Here is a 21,100-nt window from a genome sequence, read left to right on the forward strand (position 1 = left end):
TCGAAGGTCGAAGGCATGCTACATTCTCCTCGTTTTCCCGGCACCTGCTCGAGAAACGCCGGTTCAAGGGTCATATCATGTGCCATCGAATCATGCATACCTGCCATCGGGTGCTACTGGCATGAACAGGGTTGTCATGATGCTGTCATGGCCCGAGCAGCCCGAGCGAGAATGACGGCAGTCCTGACCTGCCTTTTTAATTCCTTTAAATTATAAAAGCATTATAATTTATACCTTTTAATTCATTGGGGAGGTCGCTAGCATTCGCCTTCCTCCCACGGGGACAGATGAGGATATCCACGATGTCACAAGGCCCCCTGCTCGACACCAACAGTCCTCTGAATGGCGATCAGGCCCAGCGTCTCAATGACGTGCTGGGCGGCATGGATCGCGATCAGATGACCTGGCTGAGTGGGTATCTCGCCGGACTCAATGCGTCCGGCGGCCAGCTGAGCGCTGCGTCACCTGCAGGTGCACCACAGACCGCCTCCGCACTACCCGAAATTACCGTATTGTATGGCAGCCAGACCGGCAACGCTGAAGGTGTGGCCGAACAGGCCCGCGATCGCGCCAAGGCTCATGGCTTCAATGTTCGCCTGCTCGACATGGCCGACGCCACCAAAAAGGATCTCAAGGATCCCACCAACCTGGTGGTCGTGGTCAGTACTCAGGGTGAAGGCGACCCGCCGGATACGGCGATAGGCTTTTACGAGCTGATCAATGGCCGCAAGGCCCCCAAACTCGACGGCCATCGCTTTGCCGTTCTGGGTCTGGGCGACTCAAGCTATGACCAGTTCTGTCAGATGGGCAAGGAATTCGATGCCCGCCTGGCCGAACTCGGCGCTGAACGGATCAGCGATCGCATTGATTGCGACGTTGACTATGAAGAGCCGGCAGAAGCCTGGATTGAAACCGTGCTGGCTCGCTACGCCGAACTCTCCGGTGCGACGACGGCAGCCGCCGATCAGGGTTCGCCCGCGGCATCGGCCGGTGAAAGCCAGTGGTCGAAGAAAAACCCCTTCTATGCCGAGATTCTCGATACGGTGGTGCTCAATGACGACGGTTCCAGCAAGGAAACCCGTCATATCGAGCTGTCGCTGGAGGATTCAGGCCTTGTCTATGAGCCCGGTGATGCGCTGGGGGTCGTACCACAAAACGATCCAGACTATGTCGATGAGCTTCTGGAAAAACTCAGAATCAGTCACGACACCGAGCTGGACACCGGCAGCAAGGTACGCGATGCGCTGCTGGCCGAGTTTGAAGTCACCACGCTGACACGACCGTTTCTGGAAAAATGGGCCGAACTCAGCGATGACGCTGAACTGCGTCGTATTCTGAGCGATGAAGCGCGTGATGAGTTCAAAAACTGGGTCTATGGTCGTCATATCATCGACGTGATCGAGCAGTTCCCGGTCGACAATCTGGATGCCGCCACCTTTACCAAGGCGCTGCGCAAGCTGCCGCCGCGGCTGTACTCGATCGCCTCAAGCTATAATGCCGAACCCGATGAAGTGCATCTGACCGTTGGTGTCGTTCGCTACGAAGCGCACGGCCGGGCACGCAATGGCGTGACGACCGGCTATCTCTCCGAGCACGTACAGCCCGGTGACAAGATCCCGATCTATGTCGATCGCAACAAGAACTTCAAGCTGCCGCACGACCACGGCACGCCGATGATCATGGTAGGTCCGGGAACGGGTGTGGCACCCTTTCGCGCCTTCATGCAGGAGCGTGACGATGCGGGCGCCGACGGCGACAATTGGCTTTTCTTTGGCGACCAGCATTTTCATACCGACTTTCTCTATCAGGCCGAATGGCTGAACTGGCGAGAGAAAGGCCTGCTGACACGTCTGGACGTTGCCTTTTCACGCGATCAGGCCGAGAAGGTTTACGTCCAGGATCGCATGCGGGAAAAAGGGGCAGAGCTCTACGCTTGGCTTGAGCGTGGCGCCCATTTTTATGTCTGTGGCGATGGCGAGCGTATGGCAGCCGACGTCCATCAGGCGCTGCTGGATATTGCCAGGGAGCACGGTGGTCTTGATGAGGACGCCGCCGCCCAGTATGTCCGCGACCTCCAGCAGTCCAAACGCTACCAGCGGGACGTATACTGAAAATGACCGATATTATTGCCAAACTCCGTGACGAGTCGCTTGATGACTATGCCGCCAACGAAAGCCTCAAGGTCAACAGTGACTTTCTGCGCGGGCGGTTGATGGAAGACATGGCGGATAACGCCACCGGCGCCGTCAGTCCTGACGATACCCAGCTGACCAAGTTCCACGGCTTCTATATGCAGGATGATCGCGACGTTCGCGATCAGCGCCGCAAGAAAAAGCTCGAACCGCTCTACTCCTTCATGGTCCGTCTGCGCATTGCAGGCGGGCGCATGAGCAGCCAGCAGTGGCTGACGCTGGATGAGGTCGCACGCCACTATGCCAACGGCACGCTGCGTATCACCACACGCCAGACCTTTCAGTACCATGGCGTGTTCAAGAGTAACCTGCGCGCGCACTTGAAAACCGTCAACGATGCCATGATCGACACCATCGCCGCCTGCGGCGACGTCAATCGTAATGTGACCTCGACGGCCAACCCGCACCGCTCCACGATCCATCGGCAGGTGTACGACCTGGCAGCCGACATCAGCAATCATCTGCTGCCGCGCACACGTGCCTATCACGAGATCTTTCTGGGCGAAGAACGTGTCGCCGGCGGCCCCGATGAAGTTACCGAGCCGCTGTATACCCAGCACTATCTGCCGCGCAAGTTCAAGATTGGCCTGGCCGTACCGCCGGATAACGAGACCGACGTACTGACCAACGATCTGGCCTTTATCGCCATCGTTGAAAACGATGAACTCAAGGGCTTTAACGTGGCCGTCGGCGGCGGCATGGGCTCCACCCATGGTGAGCCGGATACCTATCCGCGCCGTGGTACCGTCATCGGTTACTGCAACGTTGATCAGACCATTGATGTGGCCGAAAAGGTCATGCTGGTTCAGCGTGACAACGGTGACCGTAAAAACCGCAAACATGCCCGCCTCAAGTACACCGTGGACACCATGGGTGCGGAAGGCTTCAGAGCCGAGCTCGAGAAGTATCTCGGCTACGCGCTGGAAGAAGCGCGCGATTTCAAATTCACCACGACCGGCGATATTCTCGGCTGGTATCAGGGTGAAGATGGCCAGTGGCATTACGGGCTTTTCGTCGAGAACGGTCGTATTCGCGACTACGAAGATGACAACCCCATCCATGCCGGCATGCAGATCATGACTGGCATGCGTGAAATCGCCAAAATTCATGATGGCGATATCGTGCTGAGCTGTAATCAGAATCTGATCATTACCAACGTGAAGCCCGAACGTCGTGAGCAGATCGATGCCATCATGGATCGCTACCGCATGCTCAAGGACGTTACACCGCTGCGTCAGCATTCGATCGCCTGTGTGGCCTTCCCGACCTGCGGTCTGGCGATGGCGGAAAGCGAACGCTATCTGCCCACACTGCTCGACAAGTTCGACGCCATCATGAAGGATGCGGGGCTTGAAAATGATCCCATCATTGTACGCATGACCGGCTGCCCCAATGGCTGTGGCCGCCCCTTTATGGCGGAGATCGGTTTTGTCGGCAAGGCACTTGGCCGCTACAACCTTTATCTGGGTGGCGACTTCACCGGTACACGGCTCAACAAGATGTATCGCGAGAACATAGATGAGAAGACCATCCTCGAAGAGCTGACACCGATGATTCATCGCTATGCCAAAGAGCGTGAGTCAGGTGAATCCTTCGGCGATTTTGTCGTTCGTGTCGGCATCATCAAGGCCACCGAGAACGGACTGGATTTCCACACGGCCTGACCCATGCCTTGTTGTGTCAGGGGGCCCGACCATATGTCGGGCCCCTTTTTTATGGCCATTCTGTTGATGGCCATCATGCTCGCACGACCACCAACACGCTGCATTCACCGGCCTGCACGCTCATCATCAAGGGTTACCCATAAAAAGGCCCTGCCAGTTGGCAGGGCCTTTACGGTTCAAACGTTAAACGTCACACCGCATACCTATAAAGCGTGGCTAGATAAAGCGCGGTGGCGGATCATCCGCATAGGCCTCATCAATCCAGGCAGGATACTGATGGCTGCGATCCCAGACCTGATAGTGCAGTCTGGACAGCATGACCGGATCATCCAGTACCAGCAGCTTCTCCTTGTTGGGCATCTTGTCAGGCCCACCCACCAGTGCTTGGCGCACCATCGTCTGTCGCTGCGACTCGATCGCCTCCGACTTGTTGTGACGTGCCACACCCATGGCACAGCCCAGGGCGTTATCGATGGGATCGACCACGGTCTGCACAAAGGTCGGCGCCGGCGGCTGATGGCGCGAATTACGCACAAATCGCCAGGTCGCTCGCAGCTCTCGCGGCGGATTGGACTCTTCAGGGATCAGGAACATGCGTCCTTTGAATGCCGCCCGACCCAGATCGACCCTGCTGGTAATGACCGATACCGGAATTGACAGCATCAGTGCTCCAACGATGGGCCACAGCCAGAGCAGGAACAGCGGGTCCAGCCACAGCACGAACAATGTCCAGACAATACCAAACACGGTCTGCCCGCCGTGACGCATGAACGCATCCTTCCAGGTCGTCTCGCTGAAATCACGCTGGGGCGATTTCCACTTGACCTCGATCCCCATCAGGGCCGCCAGCACAAAGCGCGTATGAAAGAGCATGCGTACCGGTGCCAGCAGCATCGAAATCAATGACTCAATCACCATCGAAAGGCCCAGACGCACGGCCCCACCGTAGTAGCGAGGCCCCTTGGCCCAGATCACGATCACACTCAGGATCTTGGGCAAAAACAGCAGGGTCAGCGTGGTGGAAAAGAGCGCCACTGCCCTGCCCGGATGCCATTCGGGCCAACGCGGAAACAGCTGCATGGGCTCGGTGAAGTACTCCGGCGTGGTCAGGGTATGCACGGCCAGAAGCGCCGTGGACAGCATCAAAAACAAAAACCAGAGCGGTGCTGACAGATAGGACATGACACCGGTCAGAAAGACCGCGCGGTGTACCGGGTGCATCCCGCGCACCAGAAACAGGCGGAAATTCATGATGTTGCCCTGACACCAGCGACGGTCTCGCTGAAGCTCATCGATCAGGTTGGGTGGCATTTCTTCATAGCTGCCCGGCATATCATAGGCAATCCAGACACCCCAGCCGGCACGACGCATGAGCGCTGCTTCAACAAAGTCATGGGACAGGATCTCGCCCGATAGCGCGCCCTTACCCGGCAGTGGCGCCAGCGAGCAGTAATACATGAAGGGTTCAACGCGAATAATCGCGTTATGCCCCCAGTAGTGGGATTCCCCCAGCTGCCAGAAGTGCAGGCCCGCCGTGAAAAGTGGCCCGTAAACTCTCGTGGCAAACTGCTGCAAACGCGCATAAAGATTGTTACTGCCCGCGGCCAGCGGCGCTGACTGAATAATACCGGCGTCCGGATTGGCCTCCATCAGCTGTACCAGTCGGGTCAGGCAGCGACCACTCATGACACTGTCGGCATCCATGACCAGCATGTAGCGATACTTGGCGCCAAAGCGACGGCAGAAATCATCGATGTTGCCGCTCTTTTTCTTCACGCGGCGCGAACGACGACGATAGTAGATCCGACCAAAACCGCCGACCTCTCGGCACAGCCTCAGCCAGGCATGATTCTCTGCCACGCAGGTGTCAGGATCATAGCTGTCACTGAGCACGTAAAAGTCAAAGTGCTCGATGTTGCCACTGCGCTGAACGGACTCATAGGTCGCCTTGAGCCCGGCAAAAACGCGATTGACGTCCTCGTTACAGATCGGCATGACAATGGCCGTTCTGGCCGAGGGGTCGATCGGCTCGTCACCGGTGCTGGTCCCCGAGATACTGTACTTATCCCGCCCCTTGAGAAGCTGAAAAAATCCCATCAGGGCCGTCCAGAAACCGGCCGACACCCAGCAGAACAGCAGCGCAAAGAGCACAAGCTCCAGCACTTCCAGCAGCTGCGCGCCCTGATAGGGCAAAACGGTACTCATGTACCAGACCGCCACGGCACTTTGCACCATGACCAGCAGCAGCAGCGTCCAGCGACGCATGGTGCCCACCATCTTCCAGCGCGGTGCCGTAGGGGCTTCAGGCGCCTGGGTCTTGCGTACCCGCGGCTTCAGATTGCCGCGACGCAGGTGATACCCCTTTCTCAAGCGCTTGATCGGACTGGTGGTCCAGGGATGGGGGGCAATCGAGGTACGCTCGATGGGCGGCATGGTCTTGAGACAGACACGGCCGACCTTGTCAGCCCCAAGCACCTCAGGGGGGGCCAGAGGTGCTGTCCCATAGGCAAGTTCCAGACGCCGGAGCACAGAGGCACTGGACGGATCATCCTGCAAGAGACTTTGCTTGCCGATCTCGTCATGCACCCTGAACAGCGGCGTATCCTGAGATGCAAGCTCCAGCAGCTCTCGTCGATTACCCAGTTCCCGGGTCCCGAGCGCGAGGCGCTCGAGATATGCCCGGGCCGGGCTTGAGTAGGCGTCATCACTCATTGGCAGGCAGCACGTAGTTCCAGGTTTCTGTCAGGCGCGAGTCACCATTTTTCAGGAAAGCCTTCATGTTGACCGGCTTTGAGGTGTCATTGGCCTTGACGCTCAGCTTCAGGCGGTAGCCGCCCATGGCAGGGTTGCGAGTCACTTCACTGCGTACGATCTGGCCATTGTCACCGGCATTGACGTCCGCCTGAATGTTGTCATTGCTGCCCGGCGACTTGAGGTTCGGGCCCACGAAATCGATCACGTACAGCGTACTGTCATCGCTTTTGCGTACCAGATTGTCCTGGACGGTTTCACCGCGGGCACGGCGGGTCTGAGCCACCCAGCCCAGATCAGGCGTGTGATAGCGCGATTCGTTGAGCGTCCAGTTGATGGTGTAGTTGAAATCCAGCGGCTGATTGGTCGGCAGTTCCTGAGTCGGACGCCAGAAGCTGACAATGTTGTCGTTGGTTTCATCCGGAGTCGGAATCTGCACCAGCTCTACCTGACCATCACCCCAGCTGTTTTGCGGCTCGATCCAGGCACTGGGACGCAGCTCGTAGCGATTTTCAACATCCTGATAGTCGCCGAAGTCATGATCACGCTGCAAAAGCCCGAGCCCGCGCGGATTATTGGCCGGGAAGGTATCCACGGAAAGACGCTTTGGATTGGCCAGCGGACGCCACAGCCACTGCCCATCACCGGTCGCCAGCTGCAGGCCATTGGAGTCATGAATGGCGGGACGATAATTGCTGTCGTTAGAGGGCTGCTCGGGGCCGAACAGGTACATGCTGGTCAGGGGGGCAATGCCCAGCTTGGTGACCTGGCGACGCAGGAAAAGACGTGACTGCACATCGACCACGCTGTCCTGCCCCGGACGCAGGATGAAACGATAGGCGCCGGTAGCACTGGGTGAATCCAGCAGTGCGTAAATGGTCAGATAACGATCATCGCCCTGCGGTTTGACGACCCAGAACTCCTTGAAGCGCGGGAATTCTTCGCCCGAGTTGAGCCCGGTGTCCACGGCAAGACCGCGGCTTGAAAGCCCGTAACGCTGGTTCTGGCCGGCCACGCGGAAGTAGCTGGCGCCGAGGAACACCATCGACTCGTTTTTCTTGTCGGGGTTATCCCCATAATTGATCTTGAAACCGGCAAAGCCAAGATCCTTGAACTTTGACTTGTCGACATCAAGATTGCCGTAGTTGAAATTGTCCGGAGAGAATTTCAGCTCCTGCACATCATCGCCGTTGACTTCATTGATGGTCACGGGCGTGTTGTAGTGCATGCCTTCGTGAAAGAACCCCAGATCAAATCGCAGGTTATCACTACGCCAGTGCGACTGTGCAGGCTTGTACTGAATCTGCTGATACTGTTGAAAGTTTAGACCGGCAAGGGATCCCGGGAGATTGCTTTGAGGCGCAGTGTATCCACGCTGTGCAAGCTCCTGAGCCTCCTGACTGACATCGTTGAAGTCAAATGCGAGCACGGCCTGAGCGGAGAACAGCGAGGCTACTCCGAACGCCAGCATGGCACTTTTTTTCAGGGTAGCGTAAGCCGCGAAACTACCGGAGGTTTTCAGATAAGACGTCACAGCAACATTCCTCATAAGCATCCTTGAAGTGCCCTGATATTTAAAAAAGGTCTGGTTTATACGGTCACCGCCATGCAGGAAAAAAGCTCAGGGCAGCCCTGCATGACAGCGTATGCTTTATTGAATTTCGCAGGCCTGTTTACCACGACCCTGCACCTTTATACCAGCAGCTCAGGTGCCGCATTTTACGCCACTTCCCAGCGCACAATATGGCTCAGAATGCCGCAGCACTCCAAAATATGTGCCTGAGCGAGCGCACACTTAAACGCCATTCTAGCGCCCGCGGCCCTTTTTCTCAGTAGTCATAATGAAACGCTGTCTTTTTTTACCTCTCGGTGACATGCCGACAATAGACTTAACCTGTCATGCCAGCGTCTGACGCCGATGAAATGCCGTCAATGACGTCACTAAAAGGCCCCCTGCCCCAACAATGCCGGTCAGCGCCAGTATCCATTGGGGAGAAATTGGCAAAAGCGTCAAAAGCGAGGCCAGCAGTGCTCCGCCGCCCATCTGGCAGCATCCCGCCAGCGATGAGGCAAGCCCCGCCCTGTCCGCATACGGCTCAAGAGCCAGACTCAGTGCCGCTCCGAGCGTCAGTGAAAAACCGGTCACCATGATGGCGTTGGGCAGCATGAAGGAGGCTACACCCGGACCTGCAATACTATAAAAAAAGGCATGCAAAAAACCGCCAGTCACCATCACGGCAAGCCCTGCGTGGATGGCCCGGTGCTGGCCCAGACGCGCGATCAGACGAGGCGCCAAAAAATAAGCTACCACATTGATGGCCGCCACGGCGCCGAACCAGCCCCCAAAGGCCAGCTCGTCAAGGCCGGCCTGATCCATCAGCAATATCGGCGCCGTCGTGACATAAATGAGGATGACCGTCATGCCGGTCATGGCAATCAGGACATGAAAGACAAACTGGCGGTCTCGCAGGATGGTGAGCACATCACGGCCGTAGTGGGAAAGACGGCTTTTATGCTCGCCGGAAGGCCGGGTCTCTTCCAGCCCCCAGAAACAAAACAGCGCAACCCCCAGCGCAAACACCACCATGAACAGGAAACTGGCCCGCCAGTGCCAGAAGGCTGCCAACAGGCTGCCCAATAGCGGCGCCAGAGCTGGCACTACACATACTGCAGCATTCAGGAAACTGTAGATGCCGGCGCGCCGGTCACCGTCAAAACGATCCCGAACACAGGAAAAGGCCACCACGGTCGCTAGAGATGCACCAAGTCCCTGCAGTAGCCTTCCGGCATAAAAAAGCGTGATGTGATCGGCCATCAGGCACAGCGCCGCGGCCAGCCCATAAACAATCGCTCCCGTGATCGCCATGGGCCGTCGCCCCAAACCATCGACCAGCGGGCCGGCCACCAGCTGCCCTGCTCCCATGCTGATCAGATACAACGTGATGGACCATTTGATGCCGGCGGTATCCTTGGCAAAGTCCTGCGCCACCAAAGGCAGCGAGGGCAAAAAGATATCGACCCCCATGGGGGTAAGCACGATTAGCGCCATCATCATGGCAATCAGGCGGCGACTGGCGAAGGGAGTGCCCATTATCAGACTCATTGAGAAGACGAGTCGGCACTGTACAGACTACGTCTGAGCCGGCCAACACCTCCTGTCAGTTTGAAAAGGGCACAGCTACGCTAAGTTCATTGATCATTGTGATAACAAAAAGGTACGTCCATGAGCCAAGAAGACAAACAGCACGCCGAGGATGACTTTGAAGGCGGTGTAGATACCGAAGCCTCGGAACAGGAACAACAGGATTCAACGTCAGAGACCGACGCTGATGATCGTCAGGAAAGTGAAGAGGAGGAAGCGCGCGAGCTGCCTTCCCAGGCGGCAGCGGTTCACCAGCGTCTTCGCAAGGATGGTCAAAAGGAACTGGCACGAGACTCGATGGCGCTTTTGTGGTCAGCCGTTGCCGCCGGCATCTCCATGAGCTTTTCCATGGTGGCCCGCGGCCTCATGCACGCGCAGCTGCCGGATACTGGAGCCGGCTTCATGATCGAGTGTCTGGGTTACACGGTCGGCTTTATCGTCGTGATCCTGGCGCGTCAGCAGCTCTTTACCGAAAATACCGTCACCGCCGTTTTGCCGGTCATGAGTCATCCAACGTTTGCCAATTTCGGCGCACTGGGGCGCCTTTGGGGGGTGGTTCTGATTGGCAATATGATAGGAGCGGCTCTTTCGGCCATCACCTTCCTTAAAATGCCGATGTTCGATCCGTCCACACACGAGGCTTTTATTACGCTGGGCAAACATCTCATGGAAAAGACCCCCTTTGAGATGTTCTCGAGTGCCATTCTCGCCGGCTGGATGATTGCCACACTGGTATGGCTGATCCCGGCGGCCGATCAGGCCAAGGTCTGGATTATTCTGATCATTACCTATGTCATGGCCATTGGCGGTTTTGCGCATATCGTCGTTGGTGCCAGCGAAATGTTTTACATGGTGTTTTCAGGCAATGCCGACTGGAGTGACTTCCTTTTTCGCTTCGGACTGCCGACCCTTGTCGGCAATGTGGTAGGTGGCACCTTTATCTTTGCCCTGATCAGCCATGCCCAGATCCGAGGGGATCTGGAAGCGCAGAAGGAGCGCAAGCAGGGCCTGATTCAGCGTCACCACAAAAAAAAGCAGGCTGACAAGAAGGTACAGGACTGATTCAGCAGCAACAAAGTGGTCGTATTGCTCATCACACTGAAAAGGCGGGCTTGAGCCCGCCCCTTTTCCATTCGTTGGACCCATGCTATCAGCATCATTCAAGCACTCATTAAAAGGATTGCGTACCATGACGCCTTCCAGAAGCAGCAAGGTTGTGTCAGGTAGCACATGAAATATATCGGAGCACACGTCAGCGCCGCCGGCGGCGTAGATCAGGCCGTTAAACGGGCCGTTGACATTGGCGCCAATGCCTTTGCCCTGTTTACCAAAAATCAGCGCCAGTGGAAGGCCAAACCTCTGGATGAGCACGTCATCGACGCTTTCAAAACGGCGTGCCGTCAGCAGGGTTTCACCCCCGGGCAGATTCTTCCCCATGACAGCTATCTGATCAATCTGGGGCATCCGGAAGCAGAAGCGCTGGCCAAATCACGCGCCGCCTTTCTCGATGAAATGCAGCGCTGCGAACAGCTCGGGCTGACGCTGCTTAATTTCCATCCTGGAAGCCACCTGCGCAAGATCAGCGAAAGCGAGTGCCTGAAGATCATTGCCGAGTCCATCAACGAGGCCCTGGCGCAAACCCGCGGCGTTACCGCCGTGATCGAGAATACCGCCGGTCAGGGCAGCAATCTGGGCTATCGTTTCGAGCAGCTGGCCGGAATCATCGAACAGGTGGATGACAAGTCACGGGTGGGCGTATGTATCGACACCTGTCACGCCTTCGCCGGCGGCTATGATCTGCGCACCGAAGCCTCGACGCGTGCAGTGCTGGATGAACTGGGCGCCGTGGTCGGCTTTCAGTATCTGCGCGGCATGCATCTCAACGATGCCAAAAGCACATTGGGCAGTCGAGTGGATCGTCACCACAGTCTGGGTCAGGGCAACATCGGCAGTGATGCCTTCAGAGCCATCATGCAGGATGCCCGGATTGACGGCATCCCCATGATTCTTGAAACCGTTGAACCGGCCATCTGGGATCAGGAAATTGCCTGGCTACGCGCGCAGGCAGGCATCACCAGCGCCTGACGCGCACTCATTTTTTAGCGGAAACTTCACTATGCAGTCAGAAGGTTTTTTCAGCTGGGTCGGCGAAACGCTGGGCAACATCATCCGTGCCATCGTTGAATTTCTGGCCTCAATTTTTGCCAACCTTTTCGGCGCCATGGATGGTTTCATCGATGGACTCACCAGCTCGCTGGGCATCAGTTCTTCCATGTTCAGTCTCGCCATACTGGTCATTGGCCTTTTGCTGCTGATCAATGGCGTACGTGCCCTGCTGCGTGGCGGCATCATTGGCGGCTTGATCTGGCTGGTACTGGGGCTTCTGGTGCTGTCCTGGCTGATTCCCTGACACCACCGGCAACGCGGTGGCGGCCCTACCTGTCGATAGTGGCAGGGCCATGAAGATCGACAAACCTTGCGGCCAGCCTCAAGCCGGATGCCCGGTGGCCGATAAGACCTTCCTGATCAACCATGACGCAGGCCCGCCGGGCCTGCGCCACCAGGGGAAGGGAACTGATGTCGTTACGGATCTGGGGGGCCATCTGCCTGGCAGCCACATTAAGCGGCTGCTTTGAAGTCAATACGTCCCAGGTCCCAATGGCGACCACCTGGGAGATGAGCGATCAACAGCGCATGCAGGCGGCCCATCACTGGGAAGTACTGGCCCGCAATGAAGCGCGCGGCATTATGGCCAACCAGCGCCTTCACACCCGGCCGCTATATGTATTTTCGCCACAACCGGCCACGCCTTTTGAACGCGGCTATCATTCGCTGCTGGAAAGCCAGCTGGTACAGCAGGGCGCACTGGTCAGCACCCAGCCCGAAGGCGCCGTGATCATTACTCCTGCAGTCCAGGTGGTCACCCACAGCGACCGCGGCAGCATCCGGCGCCCGCCGGGGACCTTTACCTTCCTCGCCGCAGGTGTCGCATGGGTTTTCCAGCCGCTCAAGCACTGGTCGGAACCTGCTCTGGCCCTGATTCCGGGTGCGGCGCTGCTTGACGCTTTCAGCGGCAACATCACCGAGGTTGGCAATACGGAAGTCATCATTACCACTCGGGCAAGCGAATTCGATACGCTGCTGTATTCGTCTTCCAACATCTATTACATCAATGCCGGTGACAGCGAGCATTACGAAAGCCAGAACGGGCTGAGGGTCTCATCGCAATGGTAAGCCAACGACTGTCTCGACTCTCCCTGATGGCAGCCCTGCTTTTATCAGTACTGTTGACCGGCTGTGCTGAACTGCCAGGCTACAATCGAACTCCAGAGCGACCCACCCTGCTTTCTCAGGTTGATACCGCTGCCGAGCGGCTGGTGAAGAATACCCACGGCCGGCTGGCACCCAGCGATACCATCATTGCCACCACGTTCGTTGACGTGGACCAACTGGGTCGCTCCTCCACGCTGGGACGTACGCTCACCGAAGCCATGACCTCCAAACTGGTCGAACAGGGCCTTAACGTCATTGAGGTCAAGCTGCGCGACAGTCTTTATATCGAGGAATATACCGGCGAGCTCATCTTGTCTCGCAATGTGCAGCGCCTGGGCAACAACTACAATGCCAGCGCTGTTTTGCTGGGCACCTATGCGGTGGCCCGGGGCGAAGTCTTCGTCAATGCACGGCTCGTGCGCCTTGCCGACCAGCTTGTCCTTGGCGCCAGCAGCTTTCGGATTCCCATGGACGCCGATGTCCAGATGCTGCTGACATCGCCCTATTGAGTCAGAAGACGTCGATGAACTCAAAAGACAGATTGACCCAAAAAACGAAAGAACTGAAAGGCAAAAAGGCCTGTTGCCGCTGGGGTAACAGGCCTTTTTTAACGCTTGATGCTTCAGACCTGTCAGGCGCTGGCGCTATCGGCGATGGCCGTCAGACCATCCCGGACGCCGGTCATTTCATTGCACAAATTGATGCCAGAGATCACGGCCTTGAGCGAGGCACTGACGGTATCGCTGTCTTCGGCCACGGCGCAGATTCGCTGACCATCCACGTTAAGCTGCACAAAGGCAATGGCATTGGCGTCACTGTCCTCGCCGAGTGAATGCTCGTTGTAATCGAGGATGCCGACCTGCTGGCCACTGTGGCGCTGCCAGGCATTCATGAAGGCCGACATCGCACCGTTGCCGCTGCCTTCCAGCGTCAGGCGTTCGCCGTTTTGTTCAAGGGTGATTGACAGCCCCTCTTCACTGGCACGCGACAGGCGGTAGTCAATCAGTGACAGCGGCCCCTCACGCATGAACGTGGCAAACAGCAGTCGGCGGATGGATTCACTGGACAGCTCACCGCTCAGCTTCTCGCTTTCCTTTTGCACATGGGGAGCCAGTGCCAGCATCATCCAGCGTGGCAGATTAATGCCATAATCGCGCTCCAGCAAAAAGGCCATACCGCCCTTGCCGGACTGACTGTTGACGCGAATGACGGCCTGATAGTCGCGACCGATATCACGCGGGTCGATCGGCAGATAGGCCACCTGCCAGGGCTCATCATCCCCCTGCTTTTTGAGCGACTTGCGAATGGCGTCCTGATGGCTGCCAGAAAAAGCGGTGTAGACCATCTCGCCGACCCAGGGGTGGCGCGGATGCATGGTAATGCCGGTGCACTCGGTCACCACCTGAATGATTTCGTCCGGACGTGACAGATCCAGTTCGGGGTCGATACCCTGACTGTAAAGATTCATCGCCAGCGTGACGATATCCATGTTGCCGGTACGTTCACCGTTACCGAGAAGCGTACCCTCAACGCGTTCGGCACCAGCCAGCATGGCCAGCTCAGCAGCTGCCACCGCGCCACCACGATCATTATGGGTATGTACCGAAATGATCACGCTGTCGCGACGGCTGATGTTCTGACAGAAATATTCGATTTGATCGGCGTGATGATGGGGACCTGCCACTTCGACCGTGGTCGGCAGGTTGAGGATGCACTTGTGGTCCGGCGTCGGCTGCCAGACATCCATGACGGCTTCGCAGATGGCCAGCGAAAAGTCGATCTCGGTGCTGGAAAAGCTTTCCGGCGTGTACTCGAAACGCCAGTCGACCCGAGGATAGCGCTCGGCATGCTCCTTGACCCACTGCGCACCGCTGACCGCGATGTTGATAATGCCATCACGGTCCATTTCAAAAACGCGCTCGCGCTGGGTGGTCGAGGTTGAGTTATACAGGTGGATAATGGCGCGCTTGACGCCCACCAGTGCTTCAAAACTCTTTTCGATCAGATGCTCACGACACTGCACCAATACGGCAATGGTGACATCCTCGGGAATCTGCTCTTCCTCGATCAGCCAGCGTACAAAGTCATAGTCGGGCTGACTGGCAGAGGGAAAACCGACCATGACCTCCTTGATGCCAACGCGAATGATCTGCTTCCAGAGGCGCTTTTTCTGCTCAACGCTCATCGGTTCCAGTAGCGCCTGGTTACCATCGCGAAGATCTTCACTGACCCAGATTGGCGCGGATTCAAGATCACGATCGGGCCACTGGCGATTGAAGGCGGGCACACGCGGCGCGGGGCTGTACTTGCGATGATTGAAAGCAGTCATGTCTACCTCTGATTAAGCGCTGAAGGGATGTCTCATGCCTGAACAGGGACGTCATCGGGATCTGCTCTTGTGAAGCCATCCCATGCGCCGAATCGGCACTGCTTGTGGCAGTGAGAACAGTATAGCGCCGTCATTCTGACAGGTCCTTGCGATTATCGTGGCAAACCACCCCTTCAAAGCAATATAATGCCAACATTGAATAATTTTTTAGCAAAAGGCACCAGTAAATGTCCGAAAGGCAACCCGGTATTGCGATTGATCGCTATGATCGGCATATCCTTGAAATACTGCAAACCGAGGGCCGAATCAGCAATCAGGCACTGGCCGATCGTGTAGGCCTGTCACCGTCGCCCTGCCTGAGACGGGTCCGCACGCTTGAAGAGAGCGGATTGATTACCGGCTATCAGGCCCAGGTCGACGCCCGAAGGCTGGGCTATCGTCTGATGGCGCTCGTCCACATTTCCATGGATCGCCATACGCCCGAGCGCTTTGCCAATTTTGAGCAGCGAGTTGCAGCCCTGCCCGAGGTCATCGAATGTTTGATGATTACCGGGCAGGAAGTCGACTACCAGCTGAAGATTCGCGTTGAGGACATGGATGACTACCAGCGCCTGCTGCTGGAACACATCACCCCAATCGAAGGCGTCACAGGCGTCCACTCCAATTTTGTGCTGCGTCCGGTTTTTGGCAATCGCCCCATCTCCACGGATCTGGTGGCACGCTGATAATATGCGGCGGCCCCTGACCATCTCGTCAAACAAGGCATCAATGCTTCTTCGCCGGCGCAGGACTTTATAAAACGCTCGTCAGGGCTTAGTGTGTAGCGCTTCGGGTTGGGCGCCATGCGAGGCCATACCCGTGCCCGTCATTTACAGGAGAGACTGCACATGCTGTTACGCCGCATTTCGGCTTCAGGGATTCTGGCCCTGATGGCGACGCTATTTTCCCTTTACATGGTGCCCACTGCCCAGGCGCAGCCACAAAACGCACCGGATGCCGATATCAAGCAGTTCAGGGACTGGGAAGTACGCTGCCCGAAAGGCGGCGGCAATGATGCGCACTGCACCATGACACAGCTGGTCAACAGCCCCAGCAGCAACCGGCCTGTCATGCGGGTGGTGGTGGCCTATCCGCCGGAAGGCAGCGATCCGGTCATGGTCTTTTTACTGCCGCTGGGCGTACGCCTGGCACCCGGCATGCAGCTTCAGGTCGACAACGGCAAGGAAATCCCCTTCCCCTACCAGGTCTGCATGGACGATGCCTGCCGCGCCGACCTGCCCTTGCAGGGTCAGCTGCTCAGCCAGCTGCGTGGCGGTACGAAGGCAACGGTCAGCATGTTTGATCCCAACGGCAAACGTCTGGACACCAATATTTCGCTGCTGGGCTTTACCGACGCGACTCGCGCCATCACGCCCTGAATCGATGCCAGACACTGACGGCGCCCGACATGGCTCGGCCGCTGTCATCAAAAAAAACGGCGCCCCATCGGGCGCCGTTTTGCATGGTCATCAGGGCAATCTCAGGCCAGTGCCTTCTCCACTACCTCAAATACATTGCGTGAGAGGTTTTCAGCGCGAATGCGTTCGAGCTCGCCACGCATCAATGCCTGACGCTTCTCATCCAGACGATGGTAGCGCGTCAGCGGCACGATCATGCGCGCGGCAATTTCAGGATTGAGCCGGTTGAGCTCGATGACCACGTCCGCCAGCAGCCGATACCCCTCTCCATCGAGACGATGAAAGTTGACCCGGTTTTGCTGGGTGAAGGCACCAATCAACGCCCGTACCCGGTTGGGATTTTTGATGGAAAAGGCCGGATGGTCCATCAGAAAGCGTACGCGCTCCAGCGCATCCGCCTGCGGACGTGTCACCTGAGTGGCAAACCACTGATCCATCACCAGTGAATCATGAGCCCAGCGCTCGCCAAAGGCGCGAATGGCCGGATCCCCCAGATCGGCGCGATCCGAGTGCGCCAGCAGCGTCAGCGCCGCGCGCACGTCCGTCATGTTGTCGTCGGCCTCATACTGGGCCCGGGCCATGTTGAGCGCCTCAACTTCACCATTGGCAACCAGATAGGAGAGCGCCACGTTTTTGAGGCTACGCGAGGCCATCTGCTCGGGTGTGGGCGCGTACGCCTCGCTTTGCTGATTGGCGTGATAGACGCTTTCGAACTCGGGGAAGAGATTATCCGCCAGCTGTTCGATCGCTGCGCGACGGGCACCGTGAATGGCATCGATATCCACGCGACGCTGCTGCTCGGCAATCCATGCCTCGCTGGGCAGGCGCAGCATTTCGGCCAGCACCGCCCTGTCATCGGTGGGCTCACGCAGCAGGTAACTAAAGGCCTCGATCAGCCGCGCATCCAGCGCCATGAGTTCATTGCGCTGATGAGCCGCCATCATCTCTTCGATGGCGATCAGCGCCAGTCTCTGGGTGGCGTCCCAGCGATTAAAGCCATCCTCGTCAAAGCGCATCAAATGCGAAAGCTCATCGCGCGACCAGGGGTACTCAAGACGCACCGGCGCCGAGAATCCGCGTAGCAGCGACGGCACCGCGCCCTCATCGACGTTTTCAAAGACCCACTGCTGCTCGGCCTCACGCAGATGCAGCACGGTATCGGTACCGTGCGATTCACCGTTGATGATCAGCTCGACGGGTTGGCCATCAGCCGCCATCAGACCCATGCGCACCGGCACATGCAGAGGCTGCTTGTCCTCCTGCCCGGGCGTGGGCGGCGTCTGCTGAGCGATGGTCAGGGTGAAACGGCGCTTTTCGGCATCGTAATCGCTGCGCGCCGTCAGCTGCGGGGTCCCCGCCTGGGCGTACCAGCGCATGAACTGGGTCAGGTCTTCGCCTGACACTTCGGCCATGGTCTCGACAAAATCCTCGACCCGCACGGCCTGACCATCAAAGCGCTCAAAGTAGAGATCGCTGCCGCGGCGGAAGGTCTCTTCTCCCAGCAGGTGGCTGAGCATGCGCACGATCTCGGCACCCTTTTCATAAATGGTCAGGGTGTAGAAGTTCGAGATCTCGATAAAGTGATCGGGCCGCACCGGATGTGCGGTGGGGCCGGCATCTTCTGCAAACTGCAGCGTGCGCATCAGCGCGACGTCCTCGATGCGCTTGACCGGTGCCGAATTGATGCTTGATGAAAAGCTCTGATCACGAAAGACGGTAAAGCCTTCCTTGAGCGCCAGCTGGAACCAGTCGCGGCAGGTGACCCGGTTACCCGACCAGTTATGGAAGTACTCGTGCGCCACGATTCCTTCAATGCGCTGGAAGGTGGCATCCGTCGTGGTCTGCGGATTGGCCAGCACCGCGGCACTGTTGAAGATATTGAGTCCCTTGTTCTCCATGGCGCCCATGTTGAAGTCGTCCACGGCGACGATCATGAAAAGATCCAGATCGTACTCGCGCCCGTAGGCCTCTTCGTCCCACGTCATGGCACGCTTGAGCGAGGCCATGGCCCAGTCGGTCTTTTCCAGATTCTGCGCTTCGACCCAGATTTCGAGTGCCACTTCGCGCCCGCTCATGGTGGTAAAGCTGTCGCGCACGCATTCCAGCGAGCCGGCCACTAGCGCAAAAAGATAGGCGGGCTTGGGGTGCGGGTCTTCCCAGGTGACGAAATGGCGGCCATCCGGCAGCTCGCCGCGCTCGATGGGGTTGCCGTTGGACAGCAGCACTGGCTGGCGCTGCCTGTCCCCAATGACCGTGGTGGTAAACACGGCCATCACGTCAGGTCGATCAGGGTACCAGGTAATGCGACGAAAGCCTTCGGGCTCGCACTGGGTGCAAAACATCGGCCCGGAAACATACAGCCCTTCCAGCGCCGTATTGCTGGTCGGATCGATGATCACTTCCGTCTCCAGCACGAACGTTTCCGGCACCCGATCAATGATCAGTTGATCCGCTTCAATGCGATATTCACTTTCCAGCAGCGCCTGGCCATCAATGGCAATACGCTCGGTGGTCAGCCCATGACCGTGTAACGTCAAGGCTGCCTGCGCCTTGGACTCGGGATGACGCGTCACATGAAGACGCGCCCTGACCCGCGTGGCCTGCGGGTCAAGGTCAAAGGTCAGCTCTGTTTTGTCGATGCGGTAGGCCGGGGGGCGGTAATCGCTGAGATAGATGGCTTGCGGCTCGGCCATGAAAGGCTCCTGAAATGGGTCGATCGTGGGCCTAGTGTACGCCGCAAGCCCTCACCGGCTCAAAGCGCAAGCACTCGGAAAAGCGGGCTCAGGGTTTACGACGCTGCGAGGGGGTGGCCCGCGTGACAAGCCAGCTGCCAATCCCGGCCAGCAGCAGGGTCACCCCGATACGTACGACCAGAGAAGGAATGGTGATCCAGATCACAAGGGCGCTGAAGACCAGGGTCACCACTGCCAGCCCCTTAGCCCGCGGCGAAATGGCGCGCTCATGCTCCCAGTTTTTGATGGCAGGGCCGGCCAGCCGGTGCTGTCGAATCCAGCGTGCGAAACGCGGAGAGCCTTTTGATGCCAGCGCCACGGCGGCCAGCATGAAGGGCGTGGTCGGCAGCAGCGGCACGATGACACCCGCCGCACCCAGCGCAAAGCAAATGCCCGCCAGACCTATCCAGAAATAGCGCATGGCACCTTCCTGCAAGACGGCCTGCTCGGCGAGGCAACCACGTTCAGGCGTGCCATTCCGGCAGTGACGCAACCGATAACCACGGAGGCACACAGGGCATCCAAGGCACACAGGCCATCTGAAGCATCAGTCATGGGACGCACGGGGCTTTCCGGAAGGCAGCGGCCGTGTCGCCACGAACGTTCCCACGACCGTCAGTACCATCAACAGCAGCCAGAAAACCCAGTTGAAACCGGTATGAATCCAGATGACCCAGGCACTGAAAAACATCATGGCGATCGACACAAGCTTGGCCGGCAGGGGAATGGCGCGCTCCTCTTCCCATGCCCGGATCAATGGCCCTGCGAAACGATTGCGCCGAATCCAGCGTTCAAAACGTTTTGAGCCCTTTGAGGCACAGATTACCGCCAGCAGCATGAAATCAGTGGCCGGCAGCAGCGGCAAAAAGATACCCAGTATCCCGATCCCGAAACAAAGCGCCGCCAGCACGATCCAGAGGGCACGATTGACCGGAGAGCGCGCGCGATGATCCGCGGCGGGATCCGGAGGAAGACCTGACATGCCACACTCCCGCGAAAACGTGAACTGCCGATCATAGCGTTCGAGACGCCTGTCACCAACCCTGCGTCAACTGCCTGCAAGGCTTCAGGCGGCTAGGTGGCCGCGCCGTCGCCCTCACCCAGACTGCGCAGCATTTTCCAGGCCGCGCAGCCATCGTGATAATAATCTTCCATCCAGTGCAGGACCTCATAGCCCATGCGCCGATACAACGAAATGGCGGCACGGTTATCGGCACGCACTTCCAGATAGATGCTGTCACAGCCACGCGTCAGGGCCACCGCCTCCAGCGCCAGCAGCAGACGCTGCCCCAGCCCCTGGCCGCGAACGTCCGGATGCAGACAAAAGGAGTAAAGACGGGCCTTTTTCTCGTTACGTCGAAACAGCAGCGTGCCGTATCCCACCAGGGTACCGTCATCATCGATGATCAGACGCGTTTGTGCGTTGGCCTTTGTGACCAGATATTTCAGCTGCGAGGGGCTGAAACTGTCTTCGTCATCACCAAAACAGGTGCGCTCCAGGGCATTGAGTGCCGTCGCATCCCTACCCTCCGCTGCACGCAGCGTGAAAGCCATGCGTTG

At 57.9% G+C, this 21,100-nt stretch carries 17 protein-coding genes; 9 read left to right on the forward strand and 8 right to left on the reverse strand.

Annotated elements, in window-relative coordinates; all coding sequences use genetic code 11:
- Positions 1-302 precede the first annotated feature (302 nt).
- Both KSP9073_RS06545 and KSP9073_RS06550 read left to right on the forward strand, forming a co-directional pair.
- Positions 303-2,111, forward strand: a complete 1,809-nt coding sequence (locus tag KSP9073_RS06545; RefSeq protein ID WP_108842184.1) for an assimilatory sulfite reductase (NADPH) flavoprotein subunit — start codon at positions 303-305, stop codon at positions 2,109-2,111.
- A gap of 2 nt (positions 2,112-2,113) precedes the next feature.
- On the forward strand, positions 2,114-3,856 hold the full coding sequence (locus KSP9073_RS06550; RefSeq protein WP_108842185.1) for an NADPH-dependent assimilatory sulfite reductase hemoprotein subunit: 1,743 nt from the start codon (positions 2,114-2,116) through the stop codon (positions 3,854-3,856).
- Between the two features lie 216 nt (positions 3,857-4,072).
- Here KSP9073_RS06550 and mdoH read toward each other — a convergent pair whose 3' ends face one another.
- The 3 genes from mdoH to KSP9073_RS06565 all read right to left on the reverse strand — a co-directional run bounded on the left by mdoH (position 4,073) and on the right by KSP9073_RS06565 (position 9,698).
- Positions 4,073-6,568, reverse strand: coding sequence for a glucans biosynthesis glucosyltransferase MdoH (mdoH, locus tag KSP9073_RS06555; RefSeq protein ID WP_108842186.1), 2,496 nt, complete (start codon positions 6,566-6,568; stop codon positions 4,073-4,075).
- Positions 6,561-8,141, reverse strand: a complete 1,581-nt coding sequence (locus KSP9073_RS06560) for a glucan biosynthesis protein G (protein ID WP_243409148.1) — start codon at positions 8,139-8,141, stop codon at positions 6,561-6,563. The genes mdoH and KSP9073_RS06560 overlap by 8 nt, the downstream gene beginning before the upstream one ends.
- A 363-nt stretch (positions 8,142-8,504) precedes the next feature.
- The gene (locus KSP9073_RS06565) at positions 8,505-9,698 is read right to left on the reverse strand and encodes a multidrug effflux MFS transporter (protein WP_165814185.1); all 1,194 of its coding nucleotides are present in this window, start codon (positions 9,696-9,698) and stop codon (positions 8,505-8,507) included.
- Positions 9,699-9,830: 132 nt separating this feature from the next.
- Between KSP9073_RS06565 and KSP9073_RS06570 the strand changes: the two genes are divergently transcribed.
- From KSP9073_RS06570 to KSP9073_RS06590, 5 genes are all read left to right on the forward strand, one after another.
- Positions 9,831-10,811 carry a formate/nitrite transporter family protein gene (locus tag KSP9073_RS06570; protein ID WP_108842189.1) on the forward strand — a complete coding sequence of 327 codons (981 nt, stop codon included), beginning with the start codon at positions 9,831-9,833 and terminating at the stop codon, positions 10,809-10,811.
- A 168-nt stretch (positions 10,812-10,979) separates the two neighbouring features.
- Positions 10,980-11,834, forward strand: coding sequence for a deoxyribonuclease IV (nfo, locus tag KSP9073_RS06575; protein ID WP_108842190.1), 855 nt, complete (start codon positions 10,980-10,982; stop codon positions 11,832-11,834).
- A gap of 31 nt (positions 11,835-11,865) precedes the next feature.
- The gene (locus tag KSP9073_RS06580) at positions 11,866-12,159 is read left to right on the forward strand and encodes a hypothetical protein (protein WP_108842191.1); all 294 of its coding nucleotides are present in this window, start codon (positions 11,866-11,868) and stop codon (positions 12,157-12,159) included.
- Between the two features lie 167 nt (positions 12,160-12,326).
- Positions 12,327-12,983, forward strand: a complete 657-nt coding sequence (locus KSP9073_RS06585) for a hypothetical protein (protein ID WP_108842192.1) — start codon at positions 12,327-12,329, stop codon at positions 12,981-12,983.
- Complete coding sequence (locus KSP9073_RS06590) at positions 12,977-13,531, forward strand: FlgO family outer membrane protein (protein ID WP_108842193.1); 555 nt, start codon at positions 12,977-12,979, stop codon at positions 13,529-13,531. The genes KSP9073_RS06585 and KSP9073_RS06590 overlap by 7 nt, the downstream gene beginning before the upstream one ends.
- Positions 13,532-13,653: 122 nt before the next feature.
- On the opposite strand, the gene KSP9073_RS06595 is transcribed toward KSP9073_RS06590, so the two are convergent.
- Complete coding sequence (locus tag KSP9073_RS06595) at positions 13,654-15,351, reverse strand: 2-isopropylmalate synthase (protein ID WP_108842194.1); 1,698 nt, start codon at positions 15,349-15,351, stop codon at positions 13,654-13,656.
- 227 nt (positions 15,352-15,578) lie between these two features.
- Between KSP9073_RS06595 and KSP9073_RS06600 the strand changes: the two genes are divergently transcribed.
- On the forward strand, positions 15,579-16,076 hold the full coding sequence (locus KSP9073_RS06600; protein WP_108842195.1) for an Lrp/AsnC family transcriptional regulator: 498 nt from the start codon (positions 15,579-15,581) through the stop codon (positions 16,074-16,076).
- 162 nt (positions 16,077-16,238) lie between these two features.
- Positions 16,239-16,769, forward strand: a complete 531-nt coding sequence (locus KSP9073_RS06605) for an invasion associated locus B family protein (protein ID WP_108842196.1) — start codon at positions 16,239-16,241, stop codon at positions 16,767-16,769.
- 101 nt (positions 16,770-16,870) lie between these two features.
- Here the strand turns inward: KSP9073_RS06605 and pepN are convergent, their stop codons facing one another.
- The 4 genes from pepN to KSP9073_RS06625 form a co-directional block, all read right to left on the reverse strand.
- On the reverse strand, positions 16,871-19,501 hold the full coding sequence (gene pepN / locus KSP9073_RS06610; RefSeq protein ID WP_108842197.1) for an aminopeptidase N: 2,631 nt from the start codon (positions 19,499-19,501) through the stop codon (positions 16,871-16,873).
- Between the two features lie 88 nt (positions 19,502-19,589).
- Positions 19,590-19,961, reverse strand: coding sequence for a YbaN family protein (locus tag KSP9073_RS06615; RefSeq protein ID WP_108842198.1), 372 nt, complete (start codon positions 19,959-19,961; stop codon positions 19,590-19,592).
- Between the two features lie 126 nt (positions 19,962-20,087).
- Positions 20,088-20,522 carry a YbaN family protein gene (locus KSP9073_RS06620; RefSeq protein ID WP_108842199.1) on the reverse strand — a complete coding sequence of 145 codons (435 nt, stop codon included), beginning with the start codon at positions 20,520-20,522 and terminating at the stop codon, positions 20,088-20,090.
- Positions 20,523-20,614: 92 nt separating this feature from the next.
- On the reverse strand, positions 20,615-21,094 hold the full coding sequence (locus KSP9073_RS06625; RefSeq protein ID WP_108842200.1) for a GNAT family N-acetyltransferase: 480 nt from the start codon (positions 21,092-21,094) through the stop codon (positions 20,615-20,617).
- Positions 21,095-21,100: the final 6 nt, after the last annotated feature.

Source organism: Kushneria phyllosphaerae (genome assembly GCF_900312995.1).
GTDB lineage: Bacteria > Pseudomonadota > Gammaproteobacteria > Pseudomonadales > Halomonadaceae > Kushneria > Kushneria phyllosphaerae.